This window comes from Kineobactrum sediminis (genome assembly GCF_002868715.1).
Taxonomy (GTDB): domain Bacteria; phylum Pseudomonadota; class Gammaproteobacteria; order Pseudomonadales; family Halieaceae; genus Kineobactrum; species Kineobactrum sediminis.
Genome location: NZ_PKLZ01000014.1, coordinates 1 through 19,608, shown reverse-complemented (window position 1 = coordinate 19,608; position 19,608 = coordinate 1). Strand labels below are relative to the sequence as shown.

Genomic DNA, 19,608 nt, shown 5'->3' with positions numbered 1-19,608 from the left:
TGGTGTTGCTAATGAGAATGATTCTTACTATTATCCCCTTATCGGCAACATACAGTATGTTCAAAGGGGAAACATATGCAACGCGTAGTCATGGCAGTCGCGGTCACCGCGGCCATTCACAGTTTTAACACCAGCGCCCAGATGCTTGAGGAAGTGACCATTCTTGGCAGTCGCGAGGCGGCCAGGACGCTTCCCGGTTCCGGTGCGCTGATCGACGATGAGCAGATTCGTATTGAAGCTGCGAACGACATCAACCAGCTGCTGAAAACAGTGCCCGGCGTGTACATCCAGGAAGAGGATGGATACGGTCTGCGGCCCAACATTGGTATTCGTGGCGCCACGTCGGAGCGCGCCTCCAAGATCACTTTGCTGGAAGACGGCATCATGATGGCGCCTGCGCCCTATTCGAATCCGGCGGCCTATTATTTTCCCACGGCCTCACGCATGTCATCAGTGGAAGTGCTCAAGGGTGCACCATTGTTGCGCTATGGCCCGCAAACCACCGGTGGTGTGGTGAACCTGGTGTCCACCCCCATACCCGAAGAACAGGCCGGCAAAGTGAACCTGCGTGCCGGGGAAAATGGCGAGACTGACCTGTTGGCCAGCTATGGCGCCCGCAGTGGCGATTTCGGGTTTCTGGTAGAGACCGCGCAGCGCAACAGCGACGGCTTCAAGGACATTGATCGCAGCAGCCGGGACTCCGGATTTGATATTGAAGATTATGTGGTCAAGCTGGGCTGGGAAACACAGCGCCAGAGCCTGTTGCTGAAGGCCCAGTACTCGGAGGAAACCTCCGACGAGACCTACCTCGGGCTTACCGATGCGGATTTTGCCCGGGATCCAAATCGCCGCTATGGCCTTTCCCGCATTGACCAGATGAATAACGATCACCAGGCCTACAGCCTGACCTATCGCTACCAGCTGACCGACGCGGTACAGGCAACGGCAACGGCTTATCACAACAGTTTTGCCCGCGATTGGTTCAAGCTCAGTGGCGGCGGTGCCTTTATCGAAGCGGCCAATGAGGGTGATGCCTTTGCGCAGGGTGTCCTCGATGGCACCGAAGATGTCAGCGGCTTGAAGTACAAGCACAATAACCGCGAATACACCTCCGAGGGCGTTGAGCTGAACCTGGATATCGCACTCGGCAATCACCAGCTCGCAATCGGCGGTCGCAGCCACCAGGATGATATGGACCGTTACCAGCCCTCTGAGATCTATGACCAGATTGACGGCGAACTGGTGCGGGTTGAGGAGCGCCTCCCTACCGGTGGTGACAACCGCTTCGAGCAGGCCGATGCGCTGGCATTCTGGGCGGTTGACAGCTGGCAGGTGAACGATGCGCTTAACGTTAACCTGGCGTTGCGCTATGAGGATGTGGAATCGTCACGGCGGCAGTATAGTACTGCGGATCGCAGCGCCTCCGTACCCAGTGTGCGTGGTAACGACAGCAGCGAATGGCTGCCTGGCGCCTCTTTTACCTATGAGCTGACATCCAACTGGCAAATGCTGGCTGGTGTGCACCGCGGCTTCTCGCCTCTCGGTGGCGGCGCGTCGGAAAACGAAGATCCTGAAACCAGTGTCAACTGGGAGGCGGGCCTGCGTTACAACGGCGGCTGGTTCGTCGAAGCGATCGGCTTTTACAGTGAATTCGACAACAAGACCGAAAATTGTTCTAACGCAAGTCCCTGCAGCAATGGCGCAACCTCCGGTGCATTTGTCACCGGTGAAGCGGTGATTGCCGGACTGGAATTACAGGCCGGCACCGAGCTGGCGCTGGGTTCGTTCACGATGCCGGTTGACCTGATGTATACCTATACCGATGCCACCATCAGCAAGGATAACCCGGCGCTGGGTTTCACTGACGGCGATCGCCTGGCCTCGGTACCGGAGAATATATTCAGCCTGCGCGTGGGCCTGGAAACACCCATGGGCTGGAACAACTACGCGGTGGTGAAATACACGGATGAACTGTGCATGTCCATAGGCTGCAATAACAGCAGTAACCCGTTCGATCGCAGCGAAGACCTGTTGGTACTGGACCTGGTCAGCCGTTATGCGGTCAGCGACACGGCAACAGCCTACCTGAAAGTGGAAAACGCGCTGGATGAGCAGGAAATTGTATCGCGCCAGCCCGATGGGGCCCGGCCCAACAAGCCGCGCACCGCATCCGTTGGTGTCGAGTGGCGTTTCTAGTACGCGATATGCTGTAAAGTACGCCCTTATTGGCAATCCACCATTAAGGGCTACTGTGAGAACTCCGCTCGTTACAAGACAAGGCTACGAGGCGCTGAAACGGGAACTCGATGAGCTGTGGCGCGTCGAGCGCCCCGACGTCACCCGCAAGGTCTCCTGGGCCGCCAGCCTTGGCGACCGCAGCGAAAACGCCGATTATCAGTACAACAAGAAACGCCTGCGCGAAATAGACCGCAGGGTGCGCTACCTGCGAAAATGCCTGGAAAACCTCAAAATCGTCGATTATCGCCCGGAGCAGGAAGGCCGGGTGTTTTTTGGCGCCTGGGTCGAGGTCGAAAATGACGCCGGAAAAGTCCTCAAATTCCGCATTGTCGGTTACGACGAGATCTTTGAGCGCAACAACTATATCTCTATCGATTCGCCCATGGCCAGGGCCCTGCTGAAGAAAGCAGTGGATGACGAGGCGGTGGTGGCGACCGAAGCCGGCAGCGTCACCTGGACCATTAATTCCATTGCGTACGAGAAACAGGGAGAAAATGATGATAGTAACAACGCGTAGGCTGGCTGCGGCTGCTGCCCTGGTACTGGCGGTCAACCCTGCCAGCGCCTGTGTAAAACTGCAGGGTGAACTGCAACAGGGTGGTCTGGTGTGGGGCCAGGTGGCTCCGGGCAGCCGTGTCAGTCTCGACGGCGACAGCCTTGACGTACTCGCGGACGGCACCTTTATCGCGGGCTTTGGCCGCAATGCCGACACGGCCGCGGTATTGCAGGTTGAGGGTGCCGCGACCTGCCGGCAAACCCTGAGTGTTGCTTCCCGGGAGTACAATATTCAGCGGGTGGAGGGCGTACCGCAGCAAACGGTAACACCGCCGCCGGAGCTGCTGGCCCGCATCGCCCGTGAAAGGGCGCTGGTGAATGCCGCCAAAAACCGGCGTATTGAGCGACCGGATTTGCTCGGGCAGGCCCTGGCCGGCTTTCACTGGCCGGTGCAGGGCAGGATTTCCGGGGTTTATGGCAGCCAGCGTGTTTATAACGGCACCCCGGGCAATCCCCATTACGGGCTCGACGTTGCGGTACCCACCGGCACGATAGTGCGCGCACCTGCCGCGGGCATAGTGACCCTGGCGGAGCCGGACCTTTTTTACTCCGGCGGCACCATCATTCTCGATCACGGTTATCGCCTGTCGTCCTCGTTCCTGCACCTGAGCAAGGTGCGCGTAGCGGTCGGTGACGAAGTGCCCGCGGGCGCCATTATCGGTGAAGTGGGCGCTACCGGGCGCGCTACCGGCCCCCATCTCGACTGGCGAATGAGCTGGCGCAGCGAACGTATTGACCCGCAATTCCTGGTGCCGGAGCTACCCATGTCACAGCCCTGAAAAACCCCGTATAATGCAGCCCCTTTGGCGAGTCAGGAATGGTCATGATTGACGAAAAACTGCTGAGTATACTGGTGTGTCCGGTCACCAAGGCACCCTTGACCTACGACCGTGAAAAGCAGGAGCTGGTCTGCAAGGCCAGTGGGCTTGCCTATCCGGTTCGCGACGGCATCCCGGTGATGCTCGAAAGCGAGGCGCGCGTACTCACTACTGACGAAAAGCTGGGGTAGGGTATGACTGATACGATTTTCGGCAAGATCATCAATGGCGAGATACCCGCAGAGCGGCTCTATGAAGACGAGCACTGTATCGCCATCAACGATATCAACCCGCAGGCGCCGGTACATGCGCTGGTGATTCCCAAAACCTGCATTGCAAGGCTGGTAGATGCGCAGCCCGATGACCAGGCGTTGCTGGGGCACCTGCTGCTGGCGGCGGGCAAGGTTGCAGACAAGCTGGGGGTTGCCGATGCCTTTCGCCTGATCATCAATAACGGCGCCGGAGCGGGCCAGACCGTATTCCACCTGCATCTTCACATCATGGCGGGCAAGCCCCTCGCCGAAGGCGACATGGCAGACTGACTTATGAAAACCGGAGATATTCGCGAGGCCTTCCTGGCCTATTTTGAGGCGGAAGGTCATACCCGCGTGCCCAGCAGTTCGCTGGTTCCGGGCGATGACCCCACCCTGCTGTTCACCAACGCGGGAATGAACCAGTTCAAGGATACCTTCCTGGGCCTGGAGACGCGTCCCTATGTGCGGGCCACCAGTAGCCAGCGCTGCGTGCGCGCCGGTGGCAAGCACAATGACCTCGAGAACGTGGGCTACACCGCCCGTCACCACACGTTTTTTGAAATGCTGGGCAATTTCAGTTTCGGCGACTACTTCAAGCGCGAGGCGATCCAGTACGCCTGGCAGTTTCTCACCGTAACCCTGGGCCTGCCCGCGGAGCGACTGTGGGTGACGGTGCATGTATCCGACGATGAAGCGGCGGCTATCTGGATTGAGGAAATAGGCGTGAGCGCCGACCGTTTGTCACGCCTGGATGAGGACAATTTCTGGCAGATGGGCGATACCGGCCCCTGTGGCCCCTGCTCCGAGATTTTCTACGACCACGGTCCGGAGGTGCCCGGTGGCCCACCCGGCAGTGAAGGGGAAGATCTCGACCGTTACATTGAAATCTGGAACCTGGTGTTCATGCAGTTCAACCGCGATGCCAGCGGTGAACTGCATCCATTGCCCAAACCCTCGGTTGACACCGGTATGGGCTTGGAGCGCATTGCCGCTGTCATGCAGGGCGTGCACAGCAACTACGAGATCGACCTGTTCCAGGCGTTGATAAAGGCGGCCGCGGGGCTGCTGAACGTGGCTGACCGGGAACACAACTCGCTGCGGGTTATCGCCGACCATATCCGCTCCTGCGCGTTTCTCATTGTCGATGGCGTATTGCCGGGCAACGAAGGCCGGGGCTATGTGTTGCGCCGTATTATTCGCCGGGCTATTCGCCACGGCAACAAGCTGGGCGCCCAGGCGCCGTTCTTTCACCAGCTGGTGCCGACGCTGGCGCAGGTGATGGGCGATGCCTATCCCGAGCTGGTGAAGTTGCAGCCGCAGATCGAAAAAGCACTGCTGGCCGAAGAAGAACAGTTCGCCAAAACCCTGGATAACGGCCTGCAGATACTGCAGGACGCCCTGGACAACCTTGAGGGCTCGGTGATTCCCGGCGAGGTGATCTTCAAGCTGTACGACACCTATGGCTTCCCGGTTGACCTCACCAACGATATAGCCCGCGAGCGCGGCCTCGGGTTGGATATGGCGGGTTACGAAGCGGCCATGGCGGCCCAGCGCAGCCGCTCCCAGGAGAGTGGCAGTTTCCGCGTAGACTACAATAACGTGCTGACCCTTGAGGGCAGCACCGTATTCACCGGCTACGATAGCCTTGCGGGGGAGGGCACCGTGACCGCGCTGCTGCGCGATGGCGAGGAAGTGGCGGAACTGGACACCGACCAGCAGGGTGTCGTGGTACTGGATACCACGCCTTTCTATGCGGAGTCCGGCGGCCAGGCGGGCGATACTGGTTACCTGGAGGCTGGCAGCCTGCGGCTGGAAGTGATCGATACCAGCAAAGCCCAAAACCACCATCTGCACCATGTAAAAGTGCTGCACGGCAACGTACGGGTGGGCAACCGCCTGCATGCGCAGGTGGATGCCAGCGTGCGCCAGCGTACGCGCCTGAACCATTCGGCCACCCACCTGTTGCACGCCGCCCTGCGCCGGATTCTCGGTGAACACGTTACCCAGAAGGGCTCCCTGGTAGACGCCGAGCGCCTGCGCTTTGATTTCTCCCATCCCGAGTCAGTCAGTGCCGGGGACCTGGCGCGGATTGAAACCCAGGTTAACGAGCAGGTGCGCGCAAATACCGACGTCAGCACTCGGCTGATGTCCATGGAGGACGCGGCAAAAGCCGGTGCCATGGCCCTGTTCGGGGAAAAATACGGGGACGAAGTGCGCGTACTGACCATGGGCGAGAACGATTATTCGGTGGAATTATGCGGTGGCATCCACGTTGACCGTACCGGTGATATCGGCCTGTTCAAGATTGTCTCCGAATCCGGTGTCGCGGCAGGTGTGCGTCGTATCGAGGCGGTTACCGGGGCCGGTGCACTGGCCGCGGTTGCCCGTATTGAGGAGCGGCTGGATGCGGTCTGCGAGATCGTGAAAAGCAGCCGCGAGACCGTGGTCTCCCGAGTAGGCGCGCTGAAGAGCGAAAGCCGCGAGCTGGAAAAGGAAGTCGCCCGACTGAAACAGAAGCTGGCAACCGCAGCCGGTGGCGACCTCACTGCCGGCGCGGTTGAGGTTGCCGGTATCAAGGTGCTCGCAGCCGCGGTTGATGGTGCGGATGCCAAATCCCTGCGCGATACCGTGGACCAGTGCCGGAACAAGCTCGGTAGCAGCGTGATCCTGCTGGCAGCGGTGGAGGGGGACAAGGTAGCCCTGGTCGCCGGGGTCAGCAAGGATCTCACCGGTCGCGTGAAGGCGGGCGACCTGATGCGTGAATTCGCCGGTCGTTTGGGTGGCAAGGGTGGCGGGCGTCCCGATATGGCCCAGGGTGGTGGCAATGATGTGGCGGCATTAGCCGAGGCGCTGCGCGCCGTACCCGAATGGGTTGCTGGAGAAATGGGAGCAGCATGAGTCTGATAGTACAAAAATTCGGTGGTACTTCGGTGGGCAGTATCGAGCGCATCGGGCATGTGGCCGACAAGGTTGCGCGGTTCACCCGGGAGGGGCACCGCATTGTAGTGGTGGTATCGGCCATGAGCGGTGAAACCAACCGCCTGATTGCTTTGGCACACGAGATAGAAGATCGTCATCCGATGCCCCGGGAGATGGATGTACTGGTGTCCACCGGAGAGCAGGTGACGACCGCACTGCTGGCCATGGCGCTGAACAAGCGGGGTATCAAGGCCAAGTCCTACACTGGTAGCCAGGTGCGCATTCTCACCGATAACGCCCACACCAAGGCCCGCATTCGTGAAATTGACGATCAGCGCCTGCACGCCGATCTCGATAACGGCTATGTGCTGGTGGTTGCCGGGTTCCAGGGTGTTGATGAGCATGGCAATATCACTACCCTGGGCCGTGGCGGCTCCGATACCACGGCGGTTGCCCTGGCGGCGGCGCTGAAAGCCGACGAGTGCCAGATATATACCGACGTAGACGGTGTCTACACCACGGACCCACGGGTGGTTGACGGTGCCCGCAGGCTCGACCGGATTACATTCGAGGAAATGCTGGAAATGGCCAGCATGGGCTCCAAGGTGCTGCAGATTCGGGCCGTCGAATTTGCCGGCAAGTACAACGTACCGCTGCGGGTCCTGCACAGTTTTCAGGAAGGCCCCGGTACACTCATTACTCTCGAGGATAAGCTGAAAATGGAAACCCCGACCATTGCGGGCATTGCCTTCAACCGCGACGAAGCCAAGCTCACCATTCTCGGTGTGCCGGACATGCCGGGCGTGGCTTACAAGATCCTCGGCCCGATTGGGGACGCCAATATCGAAGTGGATGTTATCGTGCAGAACGTGGCGGATGACAACACCACGGACTTCACCTTTACCGTCAGCCGTGCCGATCTGCCGCGCGCCGAGGAAATACTGGATTCGATTGCCCAAAAACTCGAGGCTCGCGGGGTGCGCGCTGACAACAGGATCGCCAAGGTGTCCGTAGTGGGCGTGGGTATGCGCTCCCACGCCGGCGTCGCCAGCCAGATGTTTGCGGCCCTTGCGGAGGTCGGTATCAATATCCAGATGATCACCACTTCGGAAATCAAGATATCGGTTATTATTGAAGAGAAGTTTCTGGAACTGGCGGTGCGCGCCCTGCACTCGTCATTTCATCTCGGTAAGGAACCCGTGGATGAAAGCGCTGCCTGAGTCGTTGCCAGGGTTGCATTTTTAGAGATCTGAACTTAAATAGGAAGGGTACCCGGGCGCCATAAAGGCGCCGTCCGGCGCTGGATTAGCCGGATGACAGGAGGCAAGGAATCATGCTCATACTGACCCGAAAAGTAGGCGAGACGCTCATGGTGGGTGATGAGGTCACCATTACCGTATTGGGCGTTAAAGGTAACCAGGTCCGTATCGGCGTTAATGCGCCGCGCGATGTTGCCGTACACCGCGAGGAAATCTATAACCGCATTCAGGAAGACGGCACCCCGCCGCCTCCCGACGATGAGCCCTCTACTACCTGACAGATGTCTCCAGCAGCAGTAGTATCAACAAGACTACCGTAGCCAGAGAGGGCATTCATGTTATATCAGCGGATCCTGATTTTACTGTTCGGCGCAGCCCTGCTCGGCTGCCTGGACAAGGCCGGCCCTGATGCAGGGCTCTATCGTGTAGAGATTGTCCGGACCGATTACGGTGTGGCTCATATCACCGCGGATGATTTTGCCAGCCTGGGCTATGGCGAAGGCTACGCGGCCGCCGAGGACCATGTCTGCAATATCTCCCGTGCCCTGGTAGCCGCGCGCGGTGAGCTGGCCCGTTATTTTGGCCCCGGTGAAGACGATGCGAACATAGCCAGTGATGCCGTAGTGCGGGCTATGGATATTCGTGCCCAGGCGCTGGCTGCCCTGAGCCTGCAGGACGAGGAAAACCTGGCCTGGCTGAAGGGATACGCCGACGGCTACAACCGTTATCTGTCCTCCACGAACGGCAGCAATGTAGGTTCCTGGTGTGATGGCGCGCCCTGGGTGCACTCGGTAACCGACCTGGACCTGATGTCGCGCATGGTGCTGATGGCCCAGACCCTGCCGCAAATGACGGCCGCGCTGGTGTCCGCGCAGCCCCCGCCAGGGAGAGCCGATGACAAAGCGACCTTGGCCCCCGCCACTGCGCAACAGCTCGCTGGCGCGGCGGACGCGGCGGCTCTCTCCGGCATGGGCTCCAATGCCTGGGCCTTTGGCCGCGAACGCACCGGCAACGGTCGTGGGCTGCTGCTGGGTAATCCGCATTACCCGTGGTACGGCGACAGCCGTTTCTGGGAAAAACACCTCACCATTCCCGGCACACTGGACGTTTATGGTGTACACCTGCTGGGTGCGCCGGGCGTCGCCGTCGGCTTTAACCGCAACGTTGGCTGGAGTCATACCGTATCCGACAGCCAGAGGGTGGTGTTCTACGCCCTCGACCTGGTGCCGGGTGACCCGACCCGTTATTACTATGACGGCACCGAGCGCGCCATGACCAAAGTAACGGTTCAGGTGCCGGTAAAGCAGGACGATGGTCGTTTGTCCTCTGTTGAACGTACCCTGTATTCCAGCCATTACGGACCCATGCTGACCCTGCCGGATATGCCCTGGAGCGAGACCACAGCCTATACCGCGCGCGACGCCAACCGGGGCAATTACCACCTGTTGTCCCAATGGCGGGCCATGGGCGAGGCCTGGGATATGGATGGATTGATCGCCGCGCACCGGCAGTGGAATGCCATGCCCTGGGTAAACACCATTGCCGCCAGCAATGATGGCCGCGCGGTCTACATCGACAACTCCACCGTGGGCCATTTGAGCGACGAGGCGATTGCGCTCTGGCGCCGCAGCCTTGACACCGAACCGCTGGTTGCGAAGGTGTACGCCCGGCGCGGTTTTATTTTACTTGATGGCAGTGACAGCCGGTTCGAGTGGCAACTTGACGGCGGTGCCAGCCTGCCCGGCACAGTGCCTTTTGACGAGCGCCCCCTGCTGGAAAGCACCGATTACGTCTTCAACGCCAACGACAGTTACTGGCTGAGTAATGCAGAGGCACCGCTGCACGGATACTCGCCACTGTTTGGCCCCGAAGCCACTGCCCGCAGCCTGCGCACCCGTAAGAACGTGTTGCTGATCAGGGCCGGCGAACTCACCAGGAAAAAGCTGCAGCAGGCGCTGTTTGCGAATAACAGCCTGGCTGCGGAACTACTGCAGAGCGATCTGGTGGCAGCCTGCGACGAAGCAGCCGAGGTGGCGGCCGCCTGCGCCGTTATTGCAGCGTTCGATGGGTCTTTCAATGAAGATAGCGCTGGCGCGCCGTTGTTTCGGGAATGGCTCGCCAGCTACGATTACGAGGATACCCTGCACGCCGGGAACCTGTTCGCCGTGCCCTTTGACGCCACCGCGCCGGTAACTACCCCCCACACACTGGCCAACCCGGCACTCGCGGTGCAAAAGCTTGCACAGGCCGCGGCTGTCCTGCAGGCCGCGGGCCTGCCGCTTGACGCCACCCTGGGTGATGTCCAGTTTGCCTATCGCGGCGGCCAGCGCATACCGCTCCACGGTGGCAACGGCTTCGAGGGCGTAGCCAACCTGATGGTATCCGGTGACCCCGAACACCCCATTGCCCCAGTCAACCCGCAGCCCGTAGCGGGCAGTAAGCTGCTGACCGACGCGGGTTACCCGGTGGTTCACGGCAGCAGCTTCATCTTTACCCTGAGCTTTGATGATGATGGCCCCGTGGCCGAGGCCTTGCTCACTTACAGCCAGTCCGGTGACCCGGCCTCTGCCCACTTCACCGACCAGACAGAGCTATATCGCAATAAGCAGTGGCGTCCGGCATTATTCGACCGCGCCGCCATTGAACGCAATACGAAGTCGACTTTGGAGTTGATTGGGCTGCGAAATTGACCCAGGCCCTTTGATTTCTCAGTCATTGTGGTATCATGCCGCGCTTCTGGAGAGGTGGCCGAGTGGCTGACCCGGAGCTGGCGAAGCCAGCGCAGGGAGCGCCGGAGGAACGACGGCGACCCGAAGGGCGAGGAGCGTAGCGACGAGTAACGCGCGCCCCGGGAATTACAGAAGAAATTACGGAGAGGTGGCCGAGTGGCTGAAGGCGCGCCCCTGCTAAGGGCGTATAGGGTGAAACCTATCGAGGGTTCGAATCCCTCTCTCTCCGCCACATCCCCAGTAAATACGCGGCTTACCAGCTATTTATTTATTTTGTATACCATTTTGTATACCATTGATGCTTCGATCAAATCGTGATTAAGGCCAGGCCGCCGAGGCCTTTTCCCCTGATATTACGGAGATCCTCACAGGTTCAAGCATCATGCTCACAGCCCTCCAGGAACGCTTTGTTGCAGTCTTCACTGCAGACCCCACTGTCACCGCGACTGATGCCTATGTGGCCGCCAAGGGCCCCAAAAAGCTCCCAGAGCGCGCGGTAGCACAAAATGCCGCATGCCAATTGCTGCGGCACCCCAAAGTAGCTGAGGCAGTCAAACGGGAGAGGGCGCGGTTTTTCATCGACCAGCGCCAGGTCCGAGACGAAGTCTTCCACGACCTCCGGGCTATTATCCATGCGCCCCATACGAAGGCGAAGGACAAGCTCCGCGCGGCAGAACTGCTTTGCAAGCTTTTCGGCCTGCTTGACTGACTTTCAATTTCCAGGGCGCAGGACGCAGGACGCTGTAGTCCAGTGACGCACTGATATATTGGCACACTGATTCTCTAACAGACCGGCTCGCTATCACCAAGACGTACCGACGCACAGGCATACTGACGCACTGACGCACTGACGCACTGACGCACTGACGCACTGACGCACCGACGCACTTCTACTATTGGATGTTGAGCCAGCAGCGAAGGGGGTCGTGATGCCGAGAAGTATTGCAGCTTAGAGTGGGGGGATGGTCAAAATGGCGCACAGGGGCTCAAGTCCGCCCGCGCCAGCGCTTTTACGTCTACTGCCGGTCGTTGCCCCGCTTACCGCGCCCGAGGCCGCCAAAGATCCTGCAAACCGCTGCACCGCCGGCTATTCGATATTTCAGTAGGGCAATATCAAACGGGTCCAGGTATCCCTTACCGTTACAGCGGTAGCATTTCTCCCAGATCCGGCGCCGATGGAGAAAATAGAGGCCTGAGCCGCCACAATGAGGGCAGTCCCCGGCCAATTCATGAACCGGTTTTTCTATCGGAAGTGGGTAGTGGGGCGAGATATGAGAGCGTTGGCCGGCTTGGTATATTCGCGCCAGATCGTCTGCAGGCCATTGTATTAGCCCGTTTTCGTCACAGCTGACTCTGATGCGGGGTTTGTCTTCATAGTTTGACATGTGGAACCCTCCGTTTAGATTAAGCCCGACTCGGCCATGGATGTGGTGCTGCTAATGCCCACCACAATGTGGTCAAGCACACGAACGTCAACCAGGGCCAGAGCCGATTTGAGCGTTACAGTGATGCGCTTGTCTGCCTCGCTGGGATCACTAGCCCCGCTGGGGTGGTTGTGGGTGAAGATAACCGCGGCCGCGTTCAGCTCCAGGGCTCGCCTGACCACAACGCGGGGGTACACGCTAGCGGCATCAACCGTCCCCCTGAACATGCGCTCAAACGCGATCAATCGATGCTGACTATTAAGGAAGAGGCAGCAGAAGTACTCGTCGAGCTCAGCGGCTATTTGCAACTGGCAGTACTGTTTTACATCGCTTGGGTTGGTAAAAGACTGGCCGCGCGTTATCCGGGTTTCGAGTATCCCGAGTGCCTGGTCGATCAGTGCTCGTTCAGTAATGGTGTAGAGGGCACACGCTGTGCTTGACTCTACTGTGGTGGTGAACATATCTTGGGTGCTGTTCATGGTTGTTGCTCCATTGGTATGTGTGGGAACCGTGAGCGGGGCCCGTGCTACAACACGGGCCGTTTTTTTTGGCTTGTCTCATCAGTACGGCAGGCGCCAACCTGCCGCAGACCTCGCTGAATGGCAGGGTTTCGACGGAAGTGGTAAGTGGTGTGGTGCTTTTTAAAGGACTAACGGGAGTAGAGGGGGGGTGCCTGGCAAGGTTCCAGAGTCCGATTCTCGAGATGCGTTCTATACATAAGTGTATCGTGATCTCCGTATATATAGAGAAATAGCAGTTTTGCCGCTACACCTCCTCAATTGCCTGCGCCCCTGCGCCAACACCAGCAACCATGCGGCTCTCCGGCAATCTCGTTGGCACTACGCTTTTTGGATTTCCCGCTACACCTATGCATAAACGTGGCTAATAAGTGACCAAAAGTGACCAAAAGTGTCACCTACCCCTCGATCCTCTACTCAAACGGGCGATTAAAAATGGTGGGATTACAGAGGCACGTTACCTCGGCCTCTGCCCACGCGAGATAGCCCGGGTCAGTTGCCTCGGCACGGATCTCCGCGATCTCCTCTGCCGAGAGATTGGTCTGGACCTTGATCTCAAGACCTGCAGCGATGGCCAATTGACGGTTGAATGCGATATCTAAACCCATGTGACGTACTCCCTGATAGGCGACAGTGCCTACGCCCCAACACCCCCCAGTACCAGCGGCCTTTGACCTGTGTCACGTGGCCTATGACACCGCGCACCTGAACAGTGTGCCCTGGCCTTTGACCTTGGTCCTAGGGGGCGTGCGAGGCACGAGCGCGCACCTGCCCTTGGTCACTTGACCTTTGCCGGGGGTCCCTGGGCGTTTGCCACGGAGCGCCAGAGCCAGACGCAATCCCGGGACAGGGACCCGCGGCCGCGGGGCCCACCCATATAGATACAGGCGCTTAGACAAAGGAAAATCGTCAATCGAAAAATATTTTTTGAAAAAAATTATTCGCAGGGAAACAGGCCTTCGAGGCCGACAAGGATCGCGTGAATAGCGGGGTAGTCGTAGATCGCGTGACTATCGGACATCGACTTGTAGACTTTGGCGATCGTCGCGTTAGCGTCGTAATCCGGCACAGGACACCAGACATCGCCATTTGTCGCTGCCATTACTCCTGACATGTACCACACGTACCGGTCGACAGACCCGCCAGATTGGACATGTTCATCCATCTGCACCAACAGCTCTTTTACAGTGATAGCCTCACTGGCCGACACGTGTCCCGTGACCAGTAACAAAGAAAGAAGGATAGCGCGCATAGGGTATAGCTCCTGTGTTTTTTGCATACTATACAGGCGCTACGCTCAATATAGTTAACGCACAATACCCCGAAACCGAAAATGGAATATGACTACAAAAAAGTAGTAACCGAAAATGAAGTAGTCGGAGATTCCCCTCTTACGAAAGAAACATGGGCCATTGAAGATAGAGAAATAAATCTTGAAAAACATAACTTCTGGTGAATACTTGACGCTCGTGTGATGTGGCATTTGGGTGTCAACTGAGTCCTAAAATAATGCACATGTGCCGACATTAGTCTTGTTCAATACATAGCTCTCAACGCCACTGGCCTGAAAACACGACCTGTGAATACTTACAGTGATGTGGGCTGAACCTGGATGGCATATATTCCGGAGCTGAGCAGTCACGCACCTCATGCACGACACCCATCCCCCCGCTGTGTATGATCAATCGCTTACTCAGGAAGCCCAGACAAGGACCGCCGACTTGAACACCGAGAATCACTCCCAGACCGCCGCCTTCATCTGGTCCGTCGCAGACCTCCTACGCGGCGATTTCAAGCAATCCCAGTATGGCCGGGTCATTCTGCCTTTTACCCTGCTGCGGCGCCTGGAGTGCGTTCTGGAGCCCACCCGGGATACGGTATTGGCTGCGGCCAAAGCCAACCCCGAGAAAGCCGATACTGTGAAGGAGAGGATACTGCTCCGGGCAGCAGAACAGCAGTTCTTCAATGCCTCTCCGCTGGCCCTGGGCAAGCTGTCAGATACCCAGACCGCCGATGACCTGCTCAGCTATGTCCAGTCCTTCAGCCAGGCGGCGCGGGAGATATTCGAGCACTTCCACTTTGAGGACTTTGTGCAGCAACTCGCCGGCGCCAACCTGCTGTATCAGGTGGTGCAACGCTTTGCCAGTATTGACCTGAATCCCGCCCGCATCAGCAATTTTGGCATGGGGATCATCTTCGAGGAGCTGATCCGCAAGTTTGCCGAAAGCTCCAATGAGACCGCCGGGGAACACTTCACGCCCCGGGACATCGTGCACCTCACCACCTCCCTGGTGCTCACCGACCAGGAGCGCAACCTGAAGCCCAACAGCATTGTTACCATTTACGACCCCACTGCCGGTACCGGTGGGTTCCTGTCCGAGGGTGATGAGTACATTCAGCAGGTGAGCAAAGGGGTCACCGTGTCCCTCCATGGCCAGGAACTCAACCCGGAGTCCTATGCCATCTGCAAGGCGGACATGCTCATAAAGGGCCAGGCGGTAGAGAACATAAAGCTGGGCAACACCCTTTCCGATGATCAGTTGCCTGAGCTGAGGGCAGATTTCATGCTGGCAAATCCCCCTTTTGGGGTGGAGTGGAAGAAGGTCCAGAAACAAGTATTTGATGAGCACAACCTGAAGGGCTTCGATGGCCGTTTCGGGGCGGGCCTACCTCGGGTATCGGACGGTTCCCTGCTGTTCTTGCTACACCTGGTCAGCAAGATGCGCGAACCCAAAGAGGGAGGCTCCCGCATAGGCATCATCCTCAATGGCTCCCCTTTGTTCACTGGTGGCGCCGGCAGTGGCGAGTCCGAGATTCGCCGTTATCTGCTGCAAAGCGATATGGTGGAGGCGATTGTCGCTCTGCCCACGGACATGTTCTACAACACGGGCATTGCCACCTACATCTGGGTGTTGTTCAACAACAAGCCCACGGAGCGGCGAGGCAAGGTGCAGCTGATCAACGCCACCGGCCGCCACAGCAAGATGCGCAAGTCCCTTGGGTCCAAGCGCCAGTATGTGAATGAGGCCGACAGTGAGGCCATAGTGCGGGCCTACGGCGCCTTCGCTGAAACAGACGAAAGCAAGATCTTCCCGGTGGATGCTTTTGGCTACCGCCGCATTACGGTAGAGCGGCCCCTGCGCCTGAACTTCCAGGCCAGCCCTGATCGGCTGGCAAGGCTTGCAGAGGAGAAGCCACTGCAGAAGCTGGAGACCGAGCAGTTTGAAGCTCTGGTCGCCGCCTGTGGGGCCCTGGGCCCTGATCAGGTATATGGGAGCCGCCCGGCCTTCACCAGGGCGCTGAAAGATGCCATGAAGAGTCTGGAGTTCAAGCTGGCCGCCCCGCAGTTGAAGTCAGTATTCAGCGCATTGTCCGAGCGTGATGCTGAGGCCGATGTGTGTGCCGACAAGAACGGCAACCCGGAGCCCGATGCCAGCTTGCGTGACTTTGAGAACGTACTCCTGGGTGAGTCAGTACAGGCATACTTTGAGCGGGAGGTGATACCCCACGTTCCCGATGCCTGGATTGATGTGAGTAAGTGTGACCCGTTGGATGGCGATATTGGTATGGTGGGGTTCGAGATTCCCTTCAACCGGCACTTTTACACGTTTGTACCACCCCGGCCGCTTGATGAGATTGATGCTGACCTGAAGGCCTGTACCGACCGGATCAAGGCGATGATTGAGGAGTTGTCGGCGTGAGTTTTCCGAGGTATCCAGAGTACAGAGATTCAGGGGTCGAATGGTTGGCAGAGGTTCCGGCGCATTGGAATGTTTTGCCTATTAAGAATAACTTTAAAGTTGTGGGTGGATCGACTCCTGCATCAGAGCAGTCCGGCTTTTGGGATGGAGATATTGTTTGGGTGACACCCGCGGATTTATCAAAGCTTGATTCATTTCAAATCAAAAGCTCTATGAGAAAAATCACTCCAGCAGGACTTAAATCTTGCGGTACATTGCTTGTTCCGTCGGGAAGTGTAGTTTTGTCCACGCGAGCACCTATCGGGTCCCTAGGCGTTGCAGCGACTGCACTATGCACTAATCAAGGCTGCAAGGCGTTGGTCCCCCAAAAAGGGATTCATGGATTATATTTTGCCTATATCTTGAGTATCACTACTGCGGAATTGAATAATCGCGGCCGAGGTTCCACGTTTCTCGAGCTATCGGGGGATGAGCTTTCAGCTTTTAAAGTTCCAAGTCCTAACCCGATAGAGCAACGAGCTATTACTATATTCCTCGACCACGAAACCGCCAAAATCGACGCCCTGATACAGGAGCAGCAGCGCCTGATTGCGCTCCTGAAGGAGAAACGCCAGGCGGTCATTTCCCATGCGGTGACCAAGGGGCTTGATCCGACCGTGCCCATGAAGGACTCGGGTGTGGAGTGGTTGGGGGAGGTGCCGGCGCATTGGGAGATTGGTCCGATCAAATTCTATGTTGAATTCCTTGATGGTCGACGTATTCCCCTGTCCTCGGAGGAACGCGGCCTTCGACAAGGTGACTACCCGTACTACGGAGCGTCAGGAGTTATTGACCGTATAGATGGCTATATCTTTGATGAAGACTTGGTCCTGGTCTCGGAAGATGGAGCTAATCTACTAGCAAGGTCATCCCGGGTAGCCTTCGTAGCTCGAGGCAAATACTGGGTTAATAATCATGCCCACATACTTCGCCCTGTAGATGCAAATCTGGTGTTCTGGGCAGAAGTTATCGAACACCAAAAGCTCGATCTATATGTAACAGGCTCAGCGCAGCCGAAACTCACAAGCGAAGCCTTGAGCTCGATGATCGTGGCAACTCCACCTTCTTCTGAAGAGAGGCGGTGCATCGAACAGCACATCCTTGAAAAGACTGTTGAGACGGACAACATGTACCAAGGGGCTCAAGAGAGCGTTAGATTACTTAATGAACGTCGCTCTGCCCTCATCTCCGCCGCCGTCACCGGCAAGATTGATGTCCGCAACTGGCAGCCACCGGCTGACGAGAGTGCCTTCGATGAAGAAGGACGCCAGGCGGGCCTGGAGGTGGCGTCATGAGCCAGGGCCGCAGCATCCGCCTCTTTCTGGTCGATGGCACGCCCAACGGCCTCCTCACTGCCGAAATCATGAACTGGACCGGCCATGTGCTTACCGGCCTCCGCTCCAAGCTCAGCGAGCTCGTGCAGCGTCCTGAGGTGGGTCGCACCGGGATCTACTTCTTGGTAGGCCCTGACCCGGAGAACACCTTCAGGCCACTGGTTTACATAGGTGAGTCCGACGATGTCGGCAAGCGCCTGAAGCAGCACAACAAGCCAGAGGATCAAGGCGGCAAGGACTTCTGGGAGAGGGTCTGCCTGATCACCAGCAAGGACCAGAACCTTACCAAGGCCCACGCGAAGCACCTCGAGAGTGTGCTCATTGCCAGGGCTGGTCATATTGGCCGCTGCAAGCTGGTGAACGGTACGGCGCATGACTACAGCAGTTTGCCGGAGTCGGATCTTGCTGATATGGCCTCCTTTGCCGAACAGATCCGTACCGTGCTGCCTGTACTAGGCTTCGACTTCTTGCGAGATACCAGTAAACCAGTGACGCCTGCTGGAGATACCTCGGCTTCGGAGTCCCCAGTCTTCACCCTGGAGATTCCGAAGCACAACCTCAAGGCCAGAGCCCAGGAGGTCGACGGGGAGTTCTTTGTACTCGCTGGTAGCCTTGCTAAGGCAACGTGGTCCAGCAACAGCCACAGCAGTTATCAAGCTCTACATGAGCAACTGCTTGAGGAGCGGTCTCTGGTACCCTATGGAGAGGGCTTACTTCGATTCGCGGTTGACACGATGTTTGCCAGTCCCAGTGCAGCGGCCGCTGTTGTTTCTGGCAGGGCGGCTAATGGTCGTACCCAGTGGAAGGTGGATGGCGATGGCCATACTTATGGTCAGTGGCAGGATCAACAAGTCAGTTACATAACGTAGAGTGCAGGATGAGCCAACTGGTAGCAAACTGTATGATCAACACCCCAGCCAATAGGGAAATCTGACAATGGATTTCGAAGTCTATTGTGACGAAAGTCGCCCCGAGATTGTGTTCAGCCGTAATGGCAAGGATCGATTCTTGCTGATCGGTAGCCTGTGGATGCCCGCCCGTCTTCGCGGTGAATTCAAGCGGGATATGCATCGAATACGGGATCAATGGACAACTTGGGGAGAGATCAAGTGGTCAAAGGTTTCTCAGTCGAGGCTAGGTTTTTATCAAGATCTCATCGACCAGTTTCTTGCCTACGGCGAAGAAGTCAGATTCCGCTGCATTGTGGTTGATGGCGACCAACTTGATATGGATTGGCATGATGGCGATGCGGAGCTCGGATTCTACAAGTTTTACTATCAACTACTTCATCACTGGATTCTCGACTTTAACCGATACTCGATATATTGCGACACTAAAACCAACCGTGACCCATCTCGTCTCAGAGTTCTCAAAGACTGCCTGAACAACTCAAATCTTAGTTCTGAGATCGGCAGCATTCAAGCTCTTCCCAGTCCACAAGTAGCCCCCATGCAGCTAACTGACCTCCTGCTAGGAATAGTGGGGGCTCGATTCAATCAGAGCGTTAAGGAAGGTGGCTGCAAGGACTCACTGATCAAGCACTTGGAAACTCGTCTCGGAGTTGACGTCATAGGACCTACCTCGAAGGGGGAAACCAAGTTCAATGTATTTAGAATTAGGCTTGCGGGTGGTTGGTAATGGGGCCACCACTAGTAAAGTACGACTCAACTGGAGAATATAAAAACCATTTTGAGAGAGAGTATTGCCGGACGGGTGTAACAACGGCTGACGGCGTCCACGTGTTTTTCAGGAAAAATAAATTTGGTCACGCCTTCTATGAGAGGGTTCTACCCCGCTTTTACGGACACTTCAAAGAAGCC

Annotated in this window: 17 protein-coding genes and 1 tRNA gene; 15 read left to right on the top strand and 3 right to left on the bottom strand. The window is 57.5% G+C overall.

The window, feature by feature from the left end; genetic code table 11:
- Positions 1-75: 75 nt before the first annotated feature.
- The 11 genes from CWI75_RS15895 (at position 76) to CWI75_RS15845 (ending at position 11,481) form a co-directional block, all read left to right on the top strand.
- A complete protein-coding gene (locus tag CWI75_RS15895; protein ID WP_101522517.1) occupies positions 76-2,196 on the top strand; it encodes a TonB-dependent receptor family protein in 2,121 nt (706 codons plus the stop codon).
- 55 nt (positions 2,197-2,251) lie between these two features.
- A complete protein-coding gene (greB, locus tag CWI75_RS15890; RefSeq protein WP_101522516.1) occupies positions 2,252-2,755 on the top strand; it encodes a transcription elongation factor GreB in 504 nt (167 codons plus the stop codon).
- Positions 2,733-3,572, top strand: coding sequence for a peptidoglycan DD-metalloendopeptidase family protein (locus tag CWI75_RS15885; RefSeq protein ID WP_175580233.1), 840 nt, complete (start codon positions 2,733-2,735; stop codon positions 3,570-3,572). Before greB ends, CWI75_RS15885 begins: the two co-directional genes overlap by 23 nt.
- Before the next feature lie 44 nt (positions 3,573-3,616).
- Positions 3,617-3,802, top strand: a complete 186-nt coding sequence (locus CWI75_RS15880) for a Trm112 family protein (protein WP_101522514.1) — start codon at positions 3,617-3,619, stop codon at positions 3,800-3,802.
- 3 nt (positions 3,803-3,805) lie between these two features.
- Positions 3,806-4,153 (top strand): histidine triad nucleotide-binding protein, encoded by a 348-nt coding sequence (locus CWI75_RS15875; RefSeq protein ID WP_101522513.1) that lies wholly within the window; start codon positions 3,806-3,808, stop codon positions 4,151-4,153.
- Positions 4,154-4,156: 3 nt separating this feature from the next.
- Positions 4,157-6,763: an alanine--tRNA ligase gene (alaS, locus tag CWI75_RS15870; protein ID WP_101522512.1), complete on the top strand. Its 2,607-nt coding sequence runs from the start codon at positions 4,157-4,159 to the stop codon at positions 6,761-6,763.
- A complete protein-coding gene (locus tag CWI75_RS15865; RefSeq protein WP_101522511.1) occupies positions 6,760-8,004 on the top strand; it encodes an aspartate kinase in 1,245 nt (414 codons plus the stop codon). Before alaS ends, CWI75_RS15865 begins: the two co-directional genes overlap by 4 nt.
- A 113-nt stretch (positions 8,005-8,117) precedes the next feature.
- Positions 8,118-8,321, top strand: a complete 204-nt coding sequence (gene csrA / locus CWI75_RS15860) for a carbon storage regulator CsrA (protein WP_101522510.1) — start codon at positions 8,118-8,120, stop codon at positions 8,319-8,321.
- Between the two features lie 57 nt (positions 8,322-8,378).
- Positions 8,379-10,733, top strand: coding sequence for a penicillin acylase family protein (locus tag CWI75_RS15855; RefSeq protein WP_101522509.1), 2,355 nt, complete (start codon positions 8,379-8,381; stop codon positions 10,731-10,733).
- A 181-nt stretch (positions 10,734-10,914) separates the two neighbouring features.
- A tRNA-Ser gene (locus CWI75_RS15850) sits at positions 10,915-11,004 on the top strand.
- Positions 11,005-11,154: 150 nt separating this feature from the next.
- Positions 11,155-11,481: a terminase small subunit gene (locus CWI75_RS15845; protein WP_101522508.1), complete on the top strand. Its 327-nt coding sequence runs from the start codon at positions 11,155-11,157 to the stop codon at positions 11,479-11,481.
- A gap of 690 nt (positions 11,482-12,171) precedes the next feature.
- Here the strand turns inward: CWI75_RS15845 and radC are convergent.
- From radC to CWI75_RS18360, 3 genes are all read right to left on the bottom strand, one after another.
- Positions 12,172-12,675, bottom strand: coding sequence for a RadC family protein (radC, locus tag CWI75_RS15840; protein ID WP_420913262.1), 504 nt, complete (start codon positions 12,673-12,675; stop codon positions 12,172-12,174).
- 452 nt (positions 12,676-13,127) lie between these two features.
- Positions 13,128-13,322, bottom strand: coding sequence for a hypothetical protein (locus CWI75_RS15835; protein WP_101522507.1), 195 nt, complete (start codon positions 13,320-13,322; stop codon positions 13,128-13,130).
- A gap of 329 nt (positions 13,323-13,651) precedes the next feature.
- Positions 13,652-13,879: a Rap1a/Tai family immunity protein gene (locus CWI75_RS18360; RefSeq protein WP_277621775.1), complete on the bottom strand. Its 228-nt coding sequence runs from the start codon at positions 13,877-13,879 to the stop codon at positions 13,652-13,654.
- 556 nt (positions 13,880-14,435) lie between these two features.
- On the opposite strand from CWI75_RS18360, the gene CWI75_RS15825 reads away from it, so the two are divergent.
- The 4 genes from CWI75_RS15825 to CWI75_RS15810 all read left to right on the top strand — a co-directional run bounded on the left by CWI75_RS15825 (position 14,436) and on the right by CWI75_RS15810 (position 19,426).
- Complete coding sequence (locus CWI75_RS15825; RefSeq protein WP_101522505.1) at positions 14,436-16,415, top strand: type I restriction-modification system subunit M; 1,980 nt, start codon at positions 14,436-14,438, stop codon at positions 16,413-16,415.
- Positions 16,412-17,749, top strand: a complete 1,338-nt coding sequence (locus tag CWI75_RS15820) for a restriction endonuclease subunit S (protein WP_101522504.1) — start codon at positions 16,412-16,414, stop codon at positions 17,747-17,749. The genes CWI75_RS15825 and CWI75_RS15820 overlap by 4 nt, the downstream gene beginning before the upstream one ends.
- Positions 17,746-18,657 carry a GIY-YIG nuclease family protein gene (locus tag CWI75_RS15815; protein WP_101522503.1) on the top strand — a complete coding sequence of 304 codons (912 nt, stop codon included), beginning with the start codon at positions 17,746-17,748 and terminating at the stop codon, positions 18,655-18,657. Before CWI75_RS15820 ends, CWI75_RS15815 begins: the two co-directional genes overlap by 4 nt.
- Positions 18,658-18,724: 67 nt before the next feature.
- Positions 18,725-19,426, top strand: a complete 702-nt coding sequence (locus CWI75_RS15810; RefSeq protein WP_101522502.1) for a DUF3800 domain-containing protein — start codon at positions 18,725-18,727, stop codon at positions 19,424-19,426.
- Positions 19,427-19,608: the final 182 nt, after the last annotated feature.